Source organism: Streptomyces sp. BK239 (assembly GCF_004217285.1).
Taxonomy (GTDB): domain Bacteria; phylum Actinomycetota; class Actinomycetes; order Streptomycetales; family Streptomycetaceae; genus Streptomyces.
Map to the genome: position 1 here is coordinate 215,122 of NZ_SHKS01000008.1, position 18,242 is coordinate 233,363.

General features: G+C 70.7%; 18 protein-coding genes. 5 read left to right on the plus strand and 13 right to left on the minus strand.

Going from position 1 to position 18,242, the window contains the following annotated elements; all coding sequences use genetic code 11:
• Window positions 1-42: 42 nt before the first annotated feature.
• The gene (locus EV567_RS23860) at window positions 43-435 is read right to left on the minus strand and encodes an SCO5389 family protein (protein ID WP_130443444.1); all 393 of its coding nucleotides are present in this window, start codon (window positions 433-435) and stop codon (window positions 43-45) included.
• Between the two features lie 316 nt (window positions 436-751).
• Here EV567_RS23860 and nucS point away from each other — a divergent pair, with 316 nt between their 5' ends.
• A complete protein-coding gene (gene nucS, locus EV567_RS23865) occupies window positions 752-1,423 on the plus strand; it encodes an endonuclease NucS (protein WP_130443446.1) in 672 nt (223 codons plus the stop codon).
• 85 nt (window positions 1,424-1,508) lie between these two features.
• On the opposite strand, the gene EV567_RS23870 is transcribed toward nucS, so the two are convergent.
• Both EV567_RS23870 and EV567_RS23875 read right to left on the minus strand, forming a co-directional pair.
• Window positions 1,509-4,085, minus strand: coding sequence for an ATP-binding protein (locus tag EV567_RS23870; RefSeq protein WP_130443448.1), 2,577 nt, complete (start codon window positions 4,083-4,085; stop codon window positions 1,509-1,511).
• 275 nt (window positions 4,086-4,360) lie between these two features.
• Window positions 4,361-4,684: an STAS domain-containing protein gene (locus EV567_RS23875; RefSeq protein ID WP_130443450.1), complete on the minus strand. Its 324-nt coding sequence runs from the start codon at window positions 4,682-4,684 to the stop codon at window positions 4,361-4,363.
• A gap of 418 nt (window positions 4,685-5,102) precedes the next feature.
• Between EV567_RS23875 and EV567_RS23880 the strand changes: the two genes are divergently transcribed.
• Complete coding sequence (locus EV567_RS23880) at window positions 5,103-5,675, plus strand: cob(I)yrinic acid a,c-diamide adenosyltransferase (protein ID WP_130443451.1); 573 nt, start codon at window positions 5,103-5,105, stop codon at window positions 5,673-5,675.
• Window positions 5,676-5,682: 7 nt separating this feature from the next.
• Here EV567_RS23880 and EV567_RS23885 read toward each other — a convergent pair whose 3' ends face one another.
• On the minus strand, window positions 5,683-6,258 hold the full coding sequence (locus EV567_RS23885; protein WP_130443453.1) for a hypothetical protein: 576 nt from the start codon (window positions 6,256-6,258) through the stop codon (window positions 5,683-5,685).
• Between the two features lie 152 nt (window positions 6,259-6,410).
• Here EV567_RS23885 and EV567_RS23890 point away from each other — a divergent pair, with 152 nt between their 5' ends.
• The 3 genes from EV567_RS23890 to EV567_RS23900 all read left to right on the plus strand — a co-directional run bounded on the left by EV567_RS23890 (window position 6,411) and on the right by EV567_RS23900 (window position 10,234).
• Entirely contained in the window at window positions 6,411-7,646 is a 1,236-nt protein-coding gene (locus tag EV567_RS23890) for a sensor histidine kinase (protein WP_130443455.1), read from the plus strand.
• Window positions 7,643-8,305 (plus strand): response regulator transcription factor, encoded by a 663-nt coding sequence (locus tag EV567_RS23895; RefSeq protein ID WP_130443457.1) that lies wholly within the window; start codon window positions 7,643-7,645, stop codon window positions 8,303-8,305. The genes EV567_RS23890 and EV567_RS23895 overlap by 4 nt, the downstream gene beginning before the upstream one ends.
• Before the next feature lie 108 nt (window positions 8,306-8,413).
• A complete protein-coding gene (locus tag EV567_RS23900; RefSeq protein WP_130443459.1) occupies window positions 8,414-10,234 on the plus strand; it encodes a glycoside hydrolase family 18 chitinase in 1,821 nt (606 codons plus the stop codon).
• A 69-nt stretch (window positions 10,235-10,303) separates the two neighbouring features.
• On the opposite strand, the gene EV567_RS23905 is transcribed toward EV567_RS23900, so the two are convergent.
• The 9 genes from EV567_RS23905 to atpB all read right to left on the minus strand — a co-directional run bounded on the left by EV567_RS23905 (window position 10,304) and on the right by atpB (window position 18,002).
• A complete protein-coding gene (locus EV567_RS23905) occupies window positions 10,304-10,750 on the minus strand; it encodes a DUF2550 domain-containing protein (RefSeq protein WP_130443461.1) in 447 nt (148 codons plus the stop codon).
• A 142-nt stretch (window positions 10,751-10,892) separates the two neighbouring features.
• On the minus strand, window positions 10,893-11,267 hold the full coding sequence (locus EV567_RS23910) for a F0F1 ATP synthase subunit epsilon (protein ID WP_130443462.1): 375 nt from the start codon (window positions 11,265-11,267) through the stop codon (window positions 10,893-10,895).
• A 150-nt stretch (window positions 11,268-11,417) separates the two neighbouring features.
• The gene (atpD, locus tag EV567_RS23915; protein WP_130443464.1) at window positions 11,418-12,854 is read right to left on the minus strand and encodes a F0F1 ATP synthase subunit beta; all 1,437 of its coding nucleotides are present in this window, start codon (window positions 12,852-12,854) and stop codon (window positions 11,418-11,420) included.
• A complete protein-coding gene (locus EV567_RS23920; RefSeq protein ID WP_130443466.1) occupies window positions 12,854-13,771 on the minus strand; it encodes a F0F1 ATP synthase subunit gamma in 918 nt (305 codons plus the stop codon). Before EV567_RS23920 ends, atpD begins: the two co-directional genes overlap by 1 nt.
• 20 nt (window positions 13,772-13,791) lie before the next feature.
• A complete protein-coding gene (gene atpA, locus EV567_RS23925) occupies window positions 13,792-15,381 on the minus strand; it encodes a F0F1 ATP synthase subunit alpha (RefSeq protein ID WP_130443468.1) in 1,590 nt (529 codons plus the stop codon).
• Window positions 15,382-15,521: 140 nt separating this feature from the next.
• Entirely contained in the window at window positions 15,522-16,337 is an 816-nt protein-coding gene (locus EV567_RS23930) for a F0F1 ATP synthase subunit delta (protein WP_130443470.1), read from the minus strand.
• Window positions 16,334-16,882, minus strand: a complete 549-nt coding sequence (locus tag EV567_RS23935) for a F0F1 ATP synthase subunit B (protein WP_130443472.1) — start codon at window positions 16,880-16,882, stop codon at window positions 16,334-16,336. Before EV567_RS23935 ends, EV567_RS23930 begins: the two co-directional genes overlap by 4 nt.
• 41 nt (window positions 16,883-16,923) lie before the next feature.
• On the minus strand, window positions 16,924-17,157 hold the full coding sequence (gene atpE, locus EV567_RS23940) for an ATP synthase F0 subunit C (protein ID WP_031485821.1): 234 nt from the start codon (window positions 17,155-17,157) through the stop codon (window positions 16,924-16,926).
• A 74-nt stretch (window positions 17,158-17,231) separates the two neighbouring features.
• A complete protein-coding gene (atpB, locus tag EV567_RS23945; protein WP_130443534.1) occupies window positions 17,232-18,002 on the minus strand; it encodes a F0F1 ATP synthase subunit A in 771 nt (256 codons plus the stop codon).
• Window positions 18,003-18,242 lie beyond the last annotated feature (240 nt).

Here is an 18,242-nt window from a genome sequence, read left to right on the forward strand (position 1 = left end):
ACGCCGTGCGCGAGGAGCGGCAAGCGACAGGCTCACGTTGCCTCAGCAGTCCCGGAACTCCGGGGACTGGTTCAGCACCTGACTGCGGACCGAGGTGAAACGGGACAGCTTCTCGTCGACCGATGAGTCCAACGGGAAGACCGCCACCCGGTGGCAGTTCTGGAAGGCCAGCCGCACGCCGAAGTGCCGCTGCAGCGCGCCGCGAATGGCGTCGCTCGCCAGCGCTCGCAGCAGCTGCCCGCGTGCCTGCTCGTCCGGCGGGGGCGTCTGGTTGTCGGCGAAGTCTCCGCCGTCCACCTTCAGCTGGGCCACCAGGGAGCTGACCATCTCCCATGCGTAGGGCAGGGAGGTCCGGACGCAGTCGACGAATTCTGCTTCGTCGACCTCGCCTCGCTCGGCCTGTTCGAGTAGGGCCGGTGAGACGTCGAGCGACATGGGTACTCCTCTCGCACCCCCGACGCGCAGGGGTTGCCGGACACGGAAAGGGAGTTCGCAGTGCACGGACACCGAGAACTGCGAGCACGCTGAGTACACGCATCGCGACCTCCCGTTCCTACGGTAGGCAACGGCCCGTGACCGCACCAGGAGAACGGGCACATAGGGAAATCCTGGTGGGCACACAATCAGCCACTGCCGAACTCACGTTTTCCAGATCAAAAGGTGCGGCGCAACGGGCCCCCGGGGAGCCTGGTGCGGGGTGACGCTCGGGCGAATCGCGTGGCGTGCGGGGCGTCGAGTAGCGTTGCCTGCCATGCGTCTCGTCATCGCCCGGTGCTCCGTGGACTACGCGGGCCGGCTCACCGCCCACCTCCCCTCCGCCCCTCGTCTCATCCTTGTGAAGGCGGACGGCAGCGTCTCGATCCACGCGGACGACCGGGCCTACAAGCCCCTGAACTGGATGTCCCCGCCCTGCACGCTGAAGGAGGGCACGGGCGACGACGAAGGCGTGTGGACCGTCGTCAACAAAGCGGGCGAGAAACTGATCATCACGATGGAGGAAGTCCTCCACGACTCCTCGCACGAACTGGGCGTCGACCCCGGTCTGATCAAGGACGGCGTGGAAGCGCACCTCCAGGAACTGCTCGCCGACCGCATCGAGACGCTCGGTGAGGGCTACAGCCTCATCCGCCGCGAGTACATGACCGCCATCGGCCCCGTCGACATCCTGTGCCGGGACGCCGAGGGGCAGACCGTCGCGGTGGAGATCAAGCGGCGCGGGGAGATCGACGGCGTCGAGCAGCTCACCCGTTACCTGGAACTGCTGAACCGCGACCCGCATCTGGCGCCGGTGCGGGGCGTCTTCGCGGCCCAGGAGATCAAGCCGCAGGCCCGCGTCCTGGCCACGGACCGCGGCATCGGCTGCACGGTGCTGGACTACGACGCGCTGCGCGGCATCGAAGACGACAAGCTGCGCCTGTTCTGAACGCCGGCGCGAGCGTCGGGCGACGAGGAGGGCCGGGCCCTGTACGGGACCCGGCCCTTCGGCGTGCCCGGCGGGCCCGCCCGGCTCAGATGATCGTGTCCGGGGACACGAACGGGGAGCCGACGGCGCTGGGGGAGCCGGTGGCGCTGCTCTGCGAGCCGGCCGGGCTGGAGGCGGGACCGCTGGCCGAGTTCGAGTTGGACGGCGGGGTGGAGGGCTGCGTGCTCGGGGTGTCCGTGGGGGGCGTTGTGGGGTCTTCCGTCGGCGTCGTGGGGTCGTCGGAGGGCGTCGGGTCCTCCGTCGGCGTCGACGGAGGCCTGGACGTGGAACTGGACGACGACGACGGCCTGGGCGTCCCGGTCGAGCCGCCACCGCCTGGCTCCTGCGTGCCGCTCGGGTCCCCCGACGGCTCCGGCGTCGCCTCTCCCGTCGGCGTCGGGTCGTCGGCGGTGCCCATCGTGCCGTCCGGACCGGGGTCCGTCGGCCTGCTGGTGACCGCACCCACGTCCCCCGGGCCGGTGTCGCCGCCGGGCGTCTCCTCGCCCGTGGTGCCGTCGTCGGTGCCCGCGCTGACGGACGGGCGGACGCCGGGCCGGTCGGCGGGGGTGTTCGCGTCGTTCTTGGAGGTCGCGCCGAGCGTCACCACCGTGCCGAGCACCGCGACGAGCACGGCGCCGGCGCCGGCCGCGACGAGGTTGCGCCTCGCCAGGGCCCTGAAGCCGCCGCGGCCGTGGTGGGCGGCCGCCGGGGTGGCGGAGGGCACGCCGGTCACGAGGGTCGGGGCGGTGGGCGTCGGGGTGGCCAGGGCCGCGGGGATGCCGCGCGGCGGGGACGCGGGCTCCTCGCGGCGGGCCTCGGCCCCCTCCTCGACGGCCATGAGCGCGGCCAGGCCGGGCACGTCGCCCGAGCGGTCGGCGACCAGGGCGAGGGCGCGACGGCCCGCGACGGTGCCCCGCTTGTCGGCGAGGGCGCCGCGCAGGGCGAGGGAGGCCTCCAGTTCGGAGCGGGCCCGGTCGAGCTGTCCGGCGCAGAGCGCGAGGACGCCGAGCTCGTGGTGGAAGTAGGACCGGTCGGCCCGGGCTGCGGCCAGACGGGCGGCCTCGGCGCCCTCGTGCAGGGCCTGCTCCCAGGCGCTCCAGTGCAGCCCGGCGGCGAACGCGGGCGCGGCGGCGCGGGCCAGCCGTACGGAGGTGGCCTCGTCCTCGCCCTCGGCGGGCCGGGTGGTGCCGGGCACGACCAGGGCGAGGGCGGTGAGAATGGCGTCGGCCTCGGCGCACACCCGCTCCGGGGTGACCGAGGGGTGTGCGGCCCACCAGGCGTAGTGCTGGGCGGCGGCGTGGGCGCGGCCGTCGACGTCGTCGGCGTATCCGGCGGCCTCGAGCTGGGCGCGGACGCCGGCGGCGAGCCGGTAGCGGGGGCCGACCGGGGAGACGAGCCCGCAGGCGGCGAGTTCGCCGAGCGCGGCGTCGGCGTGGGTGTCGCCGACCAGGGCCGGCAGATGGGCCTGGTGAGGGACCTCGCCGCCGAGGGCGACGGCGAAGCGCAGGGCGGTGCGGGCGGAGGCGCTGAGGCGGGCGGCGAGGAGGGGGGCGGGCGCGGCGGCCTCGCCGAGCGAGGGCAGGGGTATCTCCTCGGCCTCGCCGGCGCCGGTGTCGAGCGACGCGGTGAAGGGGCGGGCGTCCTCGAAGACGCCGAACTCGTCGACCGCGTCGACGTCGGCCCGGAGCTGGTCGCGCTGGCGCAGCAGGGCGCCGGCCTGCACGAACCGCAGGGGCAGGCCCTCGGACTCGAACCAGAGGTCGCCGGCCCAGTTGGCCTCCTCCTCGGTGAGGACGCGGCCGACGGCCCGCTCGATCACCTCGACGCCGCCGGCCCGGTCGAGGCCGGCGAGGACGACCTCCTCGACGGCGGAGCCGGCGGAGGGGGCGGGGACGTCGGGGGTGGCGCCGAGGAGGAAGGCGCACTCGGGCGTCGCGTCGAGCAGTTCGTCGAGGGCGGCGCCGCCGAACTCCAGGTCGTCGACGACGACGACCGCGCCGATCTCGCGCACGTGGGCGAGCAGCTCGTCGTCCTCGGGGCGCAGCCTCGGGGCGTCGTGGACGGTGTGGAAGAGGTCGTGCAGCAGGTCGGAGGGGGTGCGGTGGTAGCCGGTGAGGCGGACGACGCCGTCGGGCGCGAGGTCTTCGCAGTCCTCGGCGACGAGGTCCAGCAGGCTGGTGCGGCCGGAGCCGGAGGGGCCGGTGAGGCGGACCGTGCGGCCCCGGGCGAGCAGGCGGACGAGCTGTTCGCGTTCGTCCTGGCGGCCGATCAGGGGCTGGGCGGGGGTGCGGTGGGTGCCCGCCGGTGCGGGGGGACGGGCGACGCGGTCGGCCTCGGCGCGCTCCTCGGGGGTGCGCCTGGCGGGCGGTTCGGGCCGTTCGGTGGGCGGGCACAGCTCGATCTCACTGCCGTCGACGGGGTTGACGGTGAGGAGGTGCTCGCCGGTGTGCAGCCGCGCGGTGCGGGCGGGCGCCGGGCCGTGCGGGGTGAAGTCGGGTGCCAGGGGGTCCCTGGAGGAGCGGGGGCGCGGCGCGTGGCCCTGCCCGGTGTCGGCGTCGGCCGGGCGGGAGCCTTCGGCGTCGTCGTGGCCGTACTCCTCGGGTCCCCGGTTCGTCGGGTCCATGGGTCCCCCCAAAAGCGTCGTGTGGCGTAGCCCCTCCCGGCCTTGCTGCACACTGCGCTGTCGCTTCTGGTCCGGTGCCCGCCTGAGGGATGCGCGCGGCGGGCAGACGAACCGTAAACCTTCGCACAGTATCCACGACAGTCCGGGGGGCCACGCCGCCCGAGACGTCACAGTCCGGTGAGGATTGCGTGCGGCGCGCGTTTCGTCACGGAGAGGTGTGCGACCGCGACCGTGCCGGTGCGCGCGCCGTGTGCCGGGTCCCCCGTGGGGGCGTTTCACACCCGGGGCAGGGATTCCACCGGGATGCCGCCCTCGATGGCGAGGATGCGGTGCAGCCGGGTGGCCACCAGCAGGCGTTGCATCTGGGGCGGTACGCCGCGCAGGACGAGACGGCGGCCGCAGCGGCCGGCGCGGCGGTGGGCGCCCATGATGACGCCGAGGCCGGTGGCGTCCCAGGAGTCCAGTTCGGACAGGTCGAGCACCAGGTCGCCTACGCCGCCGTCGACCGCCGTGTGCAGGGCCGTACGGGCGTCCGCCGCGGTGCGGACGTCGAGACGGCCCCCGACGACCAGCTCGGCGTGGTCGCCCCTGATGTACATAGCGCTCCCCTAAGCGTGCGTCTCGTGCTCCGCGGTGTGATGTCCGGTGTTGCCCCCTCTGACTGCGTGAAGCGGTCGGAGGTTGCCGTCTGTGAGCGAACCGATAGCAGATTCACCCGCAGGGGTGAGGCCGGTGAGGCCTGTGCGGATTCCGTGCCTGTAGAAGCCCTGCCCGCTCGCGCGTCCGATGTCACCGGCGTCAGCCATCCGGCGTATCGACCGCTTCCTCACGGCTCTCGGCCGGACACTAGCGGGCCTGAGGCGCTGTGTGACCGGTTAGTAACGCGTTTCACGTCTCAGCGGGTGAGACACCGGTCACGTCGTCAAATCCTGTCTGATTCGCACCGATTGACCCCGTGCTGGGCAGGGGTGACGAAGGCGACGGAACGGCTCGGCGGGGAGGGTCTAGATTGGCCGCATGGTCAATCTGACGCGCATCTACACGAGGACCGGCGACCAGGGCACGACGGCCCTCGGCGACATGAGCCGGGTCGCCAAGACCGACCTGAGGATCGCCGCGTACGCGGACGCGAACGAGGCGAACGCGGTGCTCGGCACGGCGATCGCGCTGGGCGGGCTCGACGCGGAGGTCGTCGCCGTCCTCACCCGCGTGCAGAACGACCTCTTCGACGTGGGCGCGGACCTGTCGACGCCGGTGGTCGAGAACCCGGAGTTCCCTCCGCTGCGGGTCGAGCAGTTCTACGTGGACCGGCTGGAGGCGGACTGCGACCGCTTCAACGCGGAGCTGGAGAAGCTGCGTTCCTTCATCCTGCCCGGCGGCACGCCCGGCGCGGCCCTGCTGCACCAGGCGTGCACGGTGGTCCGCCGCGCGGAGCGCTCGACGTGGGCCGCGCTGGAGGTCCACGGCGAGGCGATGAACCCGCTGACCGCGACCTACCTCAACCGCCTGTCGGACCTGCTGTTCATTCTGGCGAGGACGGCCAACAAGGCCGAGGGCGACGTGTTGTGGGTCCCCGGCGGGGAGCGCTGAACGCCGCCTAGCGGGCCTTGACCTCCACCGCGTCGTCGGCGTCCGCGTCCGCCGGGGCCCTGCGGGGCCAGACCGTGTACGACAGGGCGATCAGGCCGTAGACGCCGACGATGCGCAGGGTCGTCCACTGGAACGCCCGCAACGAGCTGACGTCCCCGGAGTCGCCCACGTAGAGGACGGCGAGCTGGAGCAGGGCCAGGGCGACCGCCCCGCCCAGGACTGCGCGCAGCCACAGCTTCGCCTCGTGCCGGGCGCGGGCGCGGCCGTAGCGGGGCGGCTTCGGCGGCGGCGGACCGCCGGCCAGGCGGTGCGCGGCGTGGCCGTCGAGCCAGCGGATCGTGTAGTGCCCGTACGCCACGGTGTAGCCGATGTACAGCGCCGCCAGACCGTGCTCCCAGCCCGGCTCGGCGCCGTTCCTCAGGTCGACGGCCGTCGCGGCGAGCAGCACGAGCTCCAGCACCGGTTCGCACAACAGCAGCACGACGCTCGTACGGCGCCACTTCAGCAGATAGCGGGCGCCCAGCCCGAGCGCCAGCAGCACCCAGAATCCGATCTCACAGGCGGCGACCAACCAGACGACCACGGTTCGCTCCTCTCGCTCACCACTCAAGGCTCCCGCGCCCGGCGGCCGGGATCGTCGTCGCCGGTGACGAACCTCCGGTACATCGAACGATGCAGTCCCGGACCCTTCCGGGGGATCACTCGCCGACGCGGTGGGCCGTGTTGGATGGAGGCATGGCCCGACGACTCCCCCGACCGCACCGGCTCGACGTGTACGCGGCGGCCGGCGGGCTGCTCGGCGGGCTGCTGCTGTGGGGCATCGGGCTCGGCACCCGGCGGGCGGCCGACCCGATCGTCCTGTTCGACGGGCGCTGGCCCGTCCTCCTGCCGCTCTTCGTTACGGCGGGCTGCGAGCTGCTGCGCCGGACCGCGCCACGCGTCGCCCTGCTGACCGCCACGGTCGCGCTGACCCTGGACACGATGACCCAGGGCAGCCTGGGCACCCTGCTGATGTTCACGGACCTGGTGTACGCGGCCGTGCTGTACGGCACGCCCGCGTCGGCTCGCCGTATCCCCTGGATCACCGGGCTGGTCACGGTGCTCGCGACGGTGGTGCCGTTCGCGGCCTGGCGGGTGCCCGAGGCTCTGCTGATCGGGGTGGCCGTCGGGCTCGTGTCGCTCGCGCCGGCCTCCACCGGCCTGATCGTCCGCAATCACCGTGACGCCGCCGAGGCCGCCCGGCTGCGCGCCGAACAGACCGCGCTGCTCGCCGAGATGGACCGGACGCAGGCGGTCGTCGCAGAACGCGCCCGGATGGCACGCGAGTTGCACGACATGGTCGCCAACCACCTGTCCGCGATCGCCATCCACTCCACGGCCGCGCTCTCCATCGACAGCCCGGAGACCTCCCGTGAGGCCCTCGGCGTGATCCGGGAGAACAGCGTCGAGGGACTGGCGGAGATGCGGCGGCTGATCGGGATCCTGCGCGACAGCGGCGGTGACCTGGAACCGGTCGCCGCGCCCACCCTCGACGGCCTCGGCTCGCTGGTCGAGGGCGCGCGCGCCAACGGCCTGGACGTCGAGCTCGGCACGGCCCTGGACGACGGCGGCGGACCTGTCCCCGCCCCGGTGGGGCTGGCGGCGTACAGGATCGTCCAGGAGTCCCTCACCAACGCCCTCAAGCACGCCTCCCCCGGCCGGGTGACCGTGTGCCTGGCCCGGCGGGACGGTTCGCTCACCGTGGAGGTGACGAGCCCGTACGGCGACCGGGACGGGCCGCGGGCCCCCGGTTCGGGGGCGGGGCTGGTCGGGATGCGGGAGCGGACGGAGCTGCTGGGCGGGACCTTCGAGGCCGGCCCGGCGACGTCCGCTCACGGCGGACTCTGGTCGGTGCGCGCCGCCCTGCCCCTCACCGACGCCGTCGCCACCCCTGACCCCGTTCGCACCGCCGCCCGAGGAGGCCCCGCATGATCCGTGTGCTCGTCGCCGAGGACCAGTCCGCCGTACGCGCCGGGCTGGTCCTCATCCTGCGCAGCGCGTCCGACGTCGAGGTGGTCGGGGAGGCGGTGGACGGGGAGCAGGCACTCACGCTGGCAAGGGAGTTGCGGCCGGACGTGGTGCTGATGGACGTTCAGATGCCGCGGATGGACGGCGTGTCGGCGACCCGGGCGGTCGTCGCGGAGGGCCTCGCGGACGTCCTGGTGCTGACCACCTTCGACCTGGACGAGTACGTGTTCGGGGCGCTGCGCGCGGGGGCCGCCGGGTTCCTGCTGAAGAACACCGAGGCCAAGGACCTCATCGCTGCGGTGCGGACCGTCGCAGGGGGCGAGGGCGTCGTCGCGCCCGCCGTCACGCGGCGGCTCATCGCCGAGTTCGCGGCGCGGCCGGCCCGGCCGCCGAAGGCGGATCCGGCGGTGCTGGAGTCGCTGACCCGGCGCGAGCGCGAGGTGCTGGCCTGTCTGGGCGAGGGGCTGTCGAACGCGGAGATCGCCGAGCGGCTGGACATGGCCGAGGCGACGGCGAAGACGCACGTCAGCCGACTGCTGGCGAAGCTGGAACTGCGCAGCCGGGTGCAAGCGGCCGTGCTGGCGCAGGAGTTGGGGATCCAGCACGCCGAACCACCGGCATGAGCAGAGTGGTCCAGACCTATTGACCCGTGGTCCAGACCTTTCTATTCTCGCGGCACCGTGGCGTGAGGCTCAGTCACGCCCCCCACAACTCCCCCGAGGAGGCGCACGATGCGCTTCAGGAACCGAGTCGCGGCAGGGCTGGTCACCCTGCTGCTCCCCTTCGCCGGACTGGTCGGTCTCGCGAGCCCCGCCGAGGCGGCCCCCTCCGCCACCGCTTCCTACACCAAGCCCCAGGACTGGGGCACCGGCTTCGAGGGCAAGTGGACGGTGAAGAACACCGGCACCACCACCCTCACCTCCTGGACCGTCGAGTGGGACTTCCCCTCCGGCACGTCCGTCACCTCCGCCTGGGACGCCGACGTCACCTCCGCCGGCACCCACTGGACCGCGAGGAACAAGTCCTGGAACGGCACACTCGCCCCCGGCGCCTCCGTCTCCTTCGGGTTCAACGGCACCGGCTCCGGCTCCCCCGCCAACTGCAAGCTCAACGGCGGCGGTTGCGACGGCGCCACGGTCCCCGGCGACGCGCCCCCGTCCGCCCCGGGCATCCCCACAGCCTCCTCAGTCACCGATACCTCGGTGAAGCTGAGCTGGTCGGCCGCCACCGACGACAAGGGCGTCAAGAACTACGACGTGCTGCGCGACGGCGCCAAGGTCGCCACCGTCACGACGACCTCATACACCGACACCGGGCTGACGGCCGGCACGGACTACTCGTACACCGTCCGCGCCCGTGACACCGCCGACCAGAGCGGCCCGGTCAGCGGCGCCCGCGCCGTGCGCACCACCGGCGGCACCACCGAGCCCCCGCCCACCGGCGACAAGGTCAAGCTCGGCTACTTCACCGAGTGGGGCATCTACGGCCGCAACTACAACGTCAAGAACCTGGTGACGTCCGGCTCGGCTGCCAAGATCACCCACATCAACTACGCCTTCGGCAACGTCACGAACGGCCGGTGCGCGATCGGCGACTCCTTCGCCGACTACGACAAGGCCTTCACCGCCGACCAGTCCGTCAGCGGCGTCGCCGACACCTGGGACCAGCCGCTGCGCGGCAACTTCAACCAGCTCCGCCAGCTGAAGGCCAGGTACCCGCACATCAAGGTGCTGTGGTCCTTCGGCGGCTGGACCTGGTCCGGCGGCTTCGGCCAGGCCGCCGCCAACCCCGCCGCGTTCGCGCGGTCCTGCCACGACCTGGTCGAGGACCCGCGCTGGGCCGACGTCTTCGACGGCATCGACATCGACTGGGAGTACCCCAACGCCTGCGGGCTGTCCTGCGACACCTCGGGCGCCGCGGCCTTCAAGAACCTGATGGCGGCACTGCGGGCCGAGTTCGGCGCGAACTACCTGGTCACCGCGGCCACCACGGCGGACGGCTCCTCCGGCGGCAAGATCGACGCCGCCGACTACGGGGGCGCCGCGGCCTACGTCAACTGGTACAACGTGATGACGTACGACTTCTTCGGCGCCTGGGCCGCCCAGGGACCGACGGCCCCGCACTCGCCGCTCACCTCCTACAGCGGCATCCCGCAGGCCGGGTTCACCACGGCCGACGCCATGGCCAAGTACAAGGCGAAGGGCGTGCCGGCGAACAAGCTGCTCATCGGCATCGGCTTCTACGGCCGCGGCTGGAGCGGCGTCACCCAGGACGCCCCGGGCGGCAGCGCCACGGGAGCGGCCCCGGGCACCTACGAGCAGGGCATCGAGGACTACAAGGTCCTCAAGACCTCCTGTCCGCCCACCGGCACGATCGCCGGCACCGCCTACGCGAAGTGCGGCGGCAACTGGTGGTCCTACGACACCCCGGCCACCATCGCCACGAAGATGAACTGGGCGAAGAACCAGGGCCTGGGCGGCGCGTTCTTCTGGGAGTTCAGCGGAGACACGGCGAACGGCGAACTGGTGAACGCCATCAGCAACAACCTGTAACCGGTCAAGCGACGTCGGCGCTCCCCCGGACTTCGTCCCGGGGGAGCGCCGGACAGCGGGTGAATGCGGCTACGCCACATTCACCCGCTGTCCGGGCGGGGCTGCTTCCAGCCACGCGAGGAAACCGGTCAGCGCGTCCTCGCTCATCGCCAGTTCCAGTCGCGTGCCGCGGTGGACGCATACGAGGATCACCGCGTCGGACAGCAGCGCCAGCTCCTCCTCGCCCTCGGGGAGCCGGCGGCCGGCCACCTCGATCGAGGCGCGTTCCAGGACGCGGCGCGGCCGGTAGGCGTAGGAGAAGACGCGGTACCACTCGATGCGGTCGCCGTTGTAGCGGGCGACGCCGTAGCTCCAGCCTTTTCCGCTCGGGTCCGGTTTCTCGGGCACGTCCCAGCGCAGGGAACAGTCGAAGGTGCCGCCGGAGCGCTGGATGAGCCTGCGGCGCAGGCCGAAGACGAACAGCCCCAGCGCCACCAGCGCCACGACGATTCCGCACACAGTCAGAGCGAGGACCATCGACACCGACCTCCTCGTCTCCTAGGTACCTTCGATAGGTAACGGAACGGAAAAAACATCCAGATCTGCCTCAGCCGCGGCCGGCTCCGGATCGCTCCGGTGCCGGCCGCGGCTGAGTGACGTCATCACACGGTGAGCTGGGTCAGCTCGCCGCCGCCGCGCGCAGTCGTACGTCCGCGCGGCGCTCGGCGGTGGCATCGCCCTCCGCCTTCGCACGCTCGAGCTCGCGCTCCGCGCGCTGGACGTCGATCTCGTCCGACAGCTCGGCGATCTCGGCCAGCAGCGACAGCTTGTCGTCCGCGAACGAGATGAAACCGCCGTGCACCGCGGCGACGACCGTCCCACCGTCACTCGTACGGATGGTCACCGGGCCCGACTCCAGCACACCGAGCAGCGGCTGGTGACCGGGCATGACGCCGATGTCGCCGGACGTGGTGCGCGCGACGACCAGGGTGGCCTCGCCGGACCAGACCTCTCGGTCGGCCGCGACCAGCGCGACGTGCAGCTCAGCAGCCAAGGTGGCTCCTCGGGTCACCACCCGGCGTCTGCCGGGTGTTGGTTACAAGTCTAAGGGGCGTGAAAGAGGGGGCGGGACGAACCCCGCCCCCTCCGGTGTGAGCACGCGGCTCACGGACGTGAGCGGAAGGACCGCTCAAGAGCCGTCAGCTCAGGAGACGCCCAGCTCCTTCGCGTTCTTCTTCAGGTCCTCGATGCCACCGCAGAGGAAGAACGCCTGCTCCGGGAAGTGGTCGTACTCGCCGTCGATGATCGCGTTGAACGCGGCGATCGACTCGTCCAGCGGGACGTCCGACCCGTCGACGCCGGTGAACTGCTTGGCGACGTGGGTGTTCTGGGACAGGAAGCGCTCCACGCGACGGGCGCGGTGGACGGTGAGCTTGTCCTCCTCGCCGAGCTCGTCGATGCCGAGGATGGCGATGATGTCCTGGAGGTCCTTGTACTTCTGCAGGACGTTCTTCACCCGCATCGCGGTGGCGTAGTGGTCCGCCGCGATGTAGCGCGGGTCCAGGATGCGGGACGTGGAGTCCAGCGGGTCCACGGCCGGGTAGATGCCCTTCTCGGAGATCGGACGGGAGAGAACCGTCGTCGCGTCGAGGTGGGCGAACGTGGTGGCCGGGGCCGGGTCGGTCAGGTCGTCCGCGGGGACGTAGATCGCCTGCATCGAGGTGATCGAGTGACCACGGGTCGAGGTGATGCGCTCCTGGAGGAGACCCATCTCGTCGGCCAGGTTCGGCTGGTAGCCCACCGCGGAGGGCATACGGCCGAGCAGGGTCGACACCTCGGAACCGGCCTGGGTGAAGCGGAAGATGTTGTCGATGAAGAACAGCACGTCCTGCTTCTGCACATCGCGGAAGTACTCCGCCATGGTCAGACCGGCGAGGGCCACGCGCAGACGGGTGCCCGGGGGCTCGTCCATCTGACCGAAGACCAGGGCGGTCTTGTCGATGACGCCCGAGTCGGCCATCTCCTCGATGAGGTCGTTGCCCTCACGGGTGCGCTCACCGACGCCGGCGAACACGGAGACACCGTCGTGGTTGTTGGCGACGCGGTAGATCATCTCCTGGATGAGCACCGTCTTGCCGACGCCGGCGCCGCCGAACAGACCGATCTTTCCACCCTTGACGTACGGGGTGAGAAGGTCGATGACCTTGACGCCGGTCTCGAACATCTCGGTCTTCGACTCGAGCTCGTCGAAGTTCGGGGCCTTGCGGTGGATGGACCAGCGCTCGCCGTCGTACTGCTCGTCGACGTTCAGCACGTCACCGAGGGTGTTGAACACCTTGCCCTTGGTGAAGTCGCCGACGGGGACGGTGATGCCCGTGCCCGTGTCGGTGACCGGGGCCTGGCGGACCAGACCGTCGGTGGGCTGCATGGAGATGGTGCGGACCAGGCCGTCACCCAGGTGCTGGGCGACCTCCAGGGTCAGCGTCTTCTTCGCGCCGTCCTGGGCCGGGTCGGCCACCTCGACGTGAAGGGCGTTGTAGATCTCCGGCATGGCGTCGACGGGGAACTCCACGTCGACGACCGGGCCGATGACCCGGGCGACGCGGCCCGTGGCAACGGCCGTCTCAACTGTCGTCGTCATTACCTGTCACTCCCCGCGGTCGCGTCGGCCAGGGCTGCGGAGCCACCGACGATCTCGCTGATTTCCTGGGTGATTTCGGCCTGGCGGGCCGCGTTGGCAAGGCGTGAGAGCGTCTCGATCAGCTCTCCCGCGTTGTCGGTCGCCGACTTCATCGCGCGCCGCGTGGCGGCGTGCTTCGAGGCTGCCGACTGAAGGAGCGCGTTGTAGACGCGGCTCTCGACGTAGCGCGGCAGAAGGGCGTCGAGGACGTCCTCCGCCGACGGCTCGAAGTCGTACAGCGGGAGGATCTCGCCCTTGGGGGCGGCCTCCTTCGCCACCTCGTCGAGGCTGAGGGGCAGCAGACGGTCGCCGAGGGCCGTCTGCGTCATCATCGAGACGAACTCGGTGAAGACGATGTGGATCTCGTCCACGCCGCCGTCCGCCGTGTCCTTCTCGATGGCCTCGATCAGCGGCGCCGCGACCTTCTTGGCGTCCGCGTACGTCGGCTCGTCCGTGAAGCCCGACCACGACTGGGCGACCTTGCGCTCACGGAAGTTGTAGTGCGCGAGACCACGCCGGCCGACGATGTACGTGTCGACCTGCTTGCCCTCGGCCTCGAGGCGCGCCGTCAGCTGCTCCGCGGCCTTGATGGCGTTGGAGTTGAAGGCGCCGGCGAGACCGCGGTCGCTCGTCAGGAGCAGCACCGCGGACCGCACGACCTTGTCGGCCTGCGTGGTCAGCGCGTGCTTGGTGTTCGAGCCGGCGCCGACCGCCGTGACCGCGCGGGTGAGCTCGGTCGCGTACGGCGTGGAGGCCGCCACCTTGCGCTGCGCCTTGACGACGCGCGAGGCGGCGATCATCTCCATCGCCTTGGTGATCTTCTTGGTCGCGGTGACGGATCGGATGCGACGCTTGTAGACCCGGAGCTGGGCTCCCATGAGTCAGGTCCCTTCCTACGTCACTTGGCCGCGGCGGGGGCGTCCTCGCCGAGAAGCTTGCCGTCCGAGGTCTCGAACTGCTTCTTGAACTCGGCGATCGCGTCGGCCACAGCGGTGAGGGTGTCGTCCGACATCTTCGCGCCCTCCTTGATGGAGGTCATGAGGCCCTGCTCCTTGCGGTGCAGGTACTCGAGCAGCTCCTTCTCGAAGCGGCGGATGTCGGAGACGGGGACGTCGTCCATCTTGCCGGTGGTGCCGGCCCACACGGAGACGACCTGGTCCTCGGTCGGCATCGGCTGGTACTGCGGCTGCTTGAGCAGCTCGACCAGTCGCTGACCACGCTCCAGCTGCGACTTCGACGCGGCGTCCAGGTCGGAACCGAAGGCGGCGAACGCCTCCAGCTCGCGGTACTGGGCCAGGTCGAGGCGGAGACGGCCGGACACCTGGCGCATCGCCTTGTGCTGGGCCGAGCCGCCGACGCGGGAGACCGAGATACCGACGTTCAGCGCGGGACGCTGACCGGCGTTGAACAGGTCCGACTCCAGGAAGCACTGGCCGTCGGTGATGGAGATGACGTTGGTCGGGATGAACGCCGAGACGTCGTTGGCCTTCGTCTCGACGATCGGCAGACCGGTCATCGAGCCGGCGCCCAGCTCGTCGGAGAGCTTCGCGCAACGCTCCAGCAGACGGGAGTGCAGGTAGAAGACGTCACCCGGGTAGGCCTCGCGGCCCGGCGGGCGGCGCAGCAGCAGCGACACGGCGCGGTAGGCGTCGGCCTGCTTCGACAGGTCGTCGAAGATGATGAGGACGTGCTTGCCCTCGTACATCCACTGCTGACCGATGGCCGAACCGGTGTACGGCGCGAGGTACTTGAAGCCGGCCGGGTCGGACGCCGGGGCGGCGACGATGGTCGTGTACTCCAGCGCGCCGGCCTCTTCGAGGGCGCCACGCACGGAGGCGATGGTCGAGCCCTTCTGGCCGATGGCGACGTAGACGCAGCGGACCTGCTTCTTCGGGTCGCCCGAGCGCCAGTTGTCGCGCTGGTTGATGATCGTGTCGACGGCCAGGGCGGTCTTGCCGGTCTGGCGGTCACCGATGACCAGCTGACGCTGGCCACGGCCGATCGGGGTCATCGCGTCGACGGCCTTGTAGCCGGTCTCCATCGGCTCGTGCACCGACTTACGGGCCATGACGCCGGGAGCCTGAAGCTCCAGGGCACGGCGGCCGGTCGTCTCGATCTCGCCGAGGCCGTCGATCGGGTTGCCGAGCGGGTCGACGACACGGCCGAGGTAGCCCTCGCCGACGGCCACGGACAGGACCTCGCCGGTACGGGTGACCGGCTGACCCTCCTCGATGCCGCTGAACTCACCGAGGACGATGGCGCCGATCTCGCGCTCTTCCAGGTTGAGCGCGAGGCCGAGGGTGCCGTCCTCGAACTTCAGCAGTTCGTTGGCCATGGCCGAGGGCAGGCCCTCGACCTTCGCGATGCCGTCGCCGGCAAGGGTGACCGTACCGACCTCCTCGCGCGAGGCCGCGTCCGGCTTGTACGACTGGACGAAGTTCTCCAGCGCGTCCCGGATCTCCTCCGGCCGGATCGTGAGCTCCGCCATCTGGGTTCCCTGCTCTCCTTGTTGGGCCCGAAGTTTCACTTTGGGGGGATGTCTGAATCCCGGACTCCCCCCTGAAAGAGGTGAATCCTCTGCACGGCCCAACCAGGGCCGCTTGCGTACGTACTGCGGTCTTCTTGCTGCTAGCTCGCCATGCGGCGGGCGGCGTCCTCGATGCGGTCCGCGAGGGAGCCGTTGATCACCTCGTCGCCGACCTGCACCCGGATCCCGCCGAGGACCTCGGGGTCCACGTCGAGGTTGAGGTGCATCGTGCGGCCGTAGAGCTTCGCGAGGGCGGCGCCCAGGCGCTGCTTCTGCGGGTCGCTCAGCGGCACGGCGGACGTGACGACGGCCACGACGCGGTCCCGGCGCTCGGCGGCGAGCTTGGACAGGGACTCGAGTCCCGCTTCCAGGCTACGGCCTCGCGGCGCGGTGACAAGGCGCGTCACCAGACGCTCGGTGGCCGCGTCCGCACGACCGCCCAGCAGGCTGCGCAGCAGCTCGCCCTTGGCGGAGGCGGTGGCCTTCCGGTTCGTCAGCGCGGCGCGCAGCTCGGTGTTCGAGGTGACGATCCGCCCGAAGCGGAACAGCTCGTCCTCGACGTCGTCGAGCGTGCCGGCCTTCTGCGCGGCGGTGAGGTCGGCGGTGTTCGCCAGTTCCTCCAGCGCGTCCACCAGGTCGCGCGACTGCGACCAGCGGGAGCGCACCAGTCCGGCCACCAGGTCGGCGGTGGCGCCGCTGACCTGGCCGCCGAGCAGGCGCTGAGCCAGCCCGGCCTTGCCCTCGCCGTCCTGCGCCGGGTCGGTGAGGACCCGACGCAGCGACACCTCGCGGTCGAGCAGCGCGGTGACGGCCGCCAGCTCGGCGGCGAGCCGCGTCGCGTCCACGGACGTGGAGTCCGTCAGCGCGTCGAGACGCTCGCGTGCGGCTGTCAGGGCCTCGCGGCTCGCTCCGTTCATCGCGACGCCTCGGCCTTCTCCTCGAGCTCATCGAGGAAGCGGTCGATGACGCGGCTCTGCCGGGCGTGGTCCTCGAGGGACTCGCCGACGAGCTTGCCGGCCAGCTCGGTGGCGAGCTTGCCGACGTCCTGGCGCAGCGCGGCCGCGGCGACCTTGCGGTCGGCCTCGATCTGGGAGTGCCCGGCGGCGACGATCTCCTCGCGCTGCCGCTGACCCTCCGCGCGCATCTCCGCGATGAGGGTCGCGCCCTGCTCCTGCGCCTCCTGGCGCAGACGCGCGGCCTCGTGCCGGGCCTCGGCGAGCTGCGCCTTGTACTGCTCAAGGACGCTCTGGGCCTCGACCTTCATGGCCTCGGCCTCTTCAATACCGCCTTCGATCGCCTCGCGGCGCTCTTCCAGAACCTTGTTGATGTTCGGAAGCAGCTTCTTCCAGAAGAAGAAGAACACGATGGCGAAGGCGATGGTGCCGACGAGCAGCTCGGGGCCCGGAGGAATAAGCGGGTTCTGCTTCTCCTCGGCCGCCAGCTGCACCAGGTTGGCGATCACATCAGTGCCTTTCGTTGGCAGGTTCGCTCGTCAGGGCTCGATCATCCGTAGACGAACGGCATGACGATGCCGATGAGGGCGAGCGCCTCACAGAAGGCGAAGCCGAGGATCTGGTTGGCGCGGATCAGGCCGGCCGCCTCGGGCTGGCGGGCGAGGGCCTGGGTGCCGTTGCCGAAGATGATGCCGACGCCGACGCCGGGGCCGATGGCGGCGAGGCCGTAGCCGATGGAACCGATGTTGCCTTCGACAGCGGCGAGGGTCTCAAGGGCAGCCATGCTGAATCTTCCTTCTTTTTCATGGACCGGCGGGGGTTGGCCACCGGACGATCAGGGGCTTGAGGGACTGGGGCTCAGTGATGCTCGGCGAGAGCGCCCTGGATGTACGAGCAGGCGAGGAGCACGAAGACGTACGCCTGAACCGCCTGCACGAAGAGCTCGAAAAGGATCATGACCATCGTCATGACGAAGGAGACACCGGCGGCCGGGATCATCCAGCTGTTCAGCAGATACCAGGAGGCGACGGTGAACATCACCAGCATCAGGTGGCCGGCGAACATGTTGGCGAAGAGTCGGACCGCATGCGTGAAGGGGCGAACGAGCAGGTTCGAGAAGAACTCGATGACCATCACGAGCGGGAGGACCGGGCCGAGTTCCTTGTCGTAACCGGTGACGTTCTTGAAGAAGCCGACGAAACCGTGCCGCTTGAAGGTCATGGAGACCCACACCACGTAGACGATCGCGGCCAGCACCATCGGGTACGCGATGATCGACGACACCGGGAACTGCGACAGCGGGATCACGGACCAGATGTTCATGATCCAGATGAAGAAGAACAGCGAGACCATCAAGGGGACGAACTTTTCGCCCTCCTTCTTGCCGAGGGTCTCGTAGACGATGCCGCGGCGTACGAAGTCGTAGCCGGCCTCGCCGACCATCTGGAGCTTGCCCGGCACGACCTTCGCCTTGCCGAAGGCGAGGGTGAAGAAGGTGACGACCACGAGGGTGGTGATGATGGCGAGCAGCATCACCTTGTTGAACTCGAACCCCCCGACCGTGGCGATCGGCTTGAAGAGGAACGAGTGCAGGCCCGGAGCCGGAAAACCACACCCGTTGTCGGACATGATCCGACAGCTCCAGTCAAAGGCGAGCTGGGTCTGGTCAGCACTCACCGCGGGCTCCTTCGGCGTGACGCATGGGTACGGCAACCTCGTTGTGTCGGCGCGGCGCGGGGCCGCGGTTCGGCACGGGACTGGTGTTACGGATGTGGGGGCGGCTTGGGGGCATCTCGCCTCGCGATGGAGCAGGCGTCAGCTCGGATGCCCGCGCCCGCGATGCCGCAGTTGGCACCGGACGATAGCAGG

Excerpts from the sequence above, each read along its gene's own strand:
- EV567_RS23920 (WP_130443466.1), bottom strand. The coding sequence starts at position 13,771 with ATGGGAGCCCAGCTCCGGGTCTACAAGCGTCGCATCCGATCCGTCACC.
- EV567_RS23905 (WP_130443461.1), bottom strand. The coding sequence starts at position 10,750 with ATGGTCCTCGCTCTGACTGTGTGCGGAATCGTCGTGGCGCTGGTGGCG.
- EV567_RS23875 (WP_130443450.1), bottom strand. The coding sequence starts at position 4,684 with ATGTACATCAGGGGCGACCACGCCGAGCTGGTCGTCGGGGGCCGTCTC.
- atpD (WP_130443464.1), bottom strand. The coding sequence starts at position 12,854 with ATGACGACGACAGTTGAGACGGCCGTTGCCACGGGCCGCGTCGCCCGG.
- EV567_RS23860 (WP_130443444.1), bottom strand. The coding sequence starts at position 435 with ATGTCGCTCGACGTCTCACCGGCCCTACTCGAACAGGCCGAGCGAGGC.
- EV567_RS23880 (WP_130443451.1), top strand. The coding sequence starts at position 5,103 with ATGGTCAATCTGACGCGCATCTACACGAGGACCGGCGACCAGGGCACG.
- EV567_RS23900 (WP_130443459.1), top strand. The coding sequence starts at position 8,414 with ATGCGCTTCAGGAACCGAGTCGCGGCAGGGCTGGTCACCCTGCTGCTC.
- EV567_RS23870 (WP_130443448.1), bottom strand. The coding sequence starts at position 4,085 with ATGGACCCGACGAACCGGGGACCCGAGGAGTACGGCCACGACGACGCC.
- EV567_RS23895 (WP_130443457.1), top strand. The coding sequence starts at position 7,643 with ATGATCCGTGTGCTCGTCGCCGAGGACCAGTCCGCCGTACGCGCCGGG.
- EV567_RS23890 (WP_130443455.1), top strand. The coding sequence starts at position 6,411 with ATGGCCCGACGACTCCCCCGACCGCACCGGCTCGACGTGTACGCGGCG.
- atpA (WP_130443468.1), bottom strand. The coding sequence starts at position 15,381 with ATGGCGGAGCTCACGATCCGGCCGGAGGAGATCCGGGACGCGCTGGAG.
- atpB (WP_130443534.1), bottom strand. The coding sequence starts at position 18,002 with ATGTCCGACAACGGGTGTGGTTTTCCGGCTCCGGGCCTGCACTCGTTC.
- atpE (WP_031485821.1), bottom strand. The coding sequence starts at position 17,157 with ATGGCTGCCCTTGAGACCCTCGCCGCTGTCGAAGGCAACATCGGTTCC.
- EV567_RS23930 (WP_130443470.1), bottom strand. The coding sequence starts at position 16,337 with ATGAACGGAGCGAGCCGCGAGGCCCTGACAGCCGCACGCGAGCGTCTC.
- nucS (WP_130443446.1), top strand. The coding sequence starts at position 752 with ATGCGTCTCGTCATCGCCCGGTGCTCCGTGGACTACGCGGGCCGGCTC.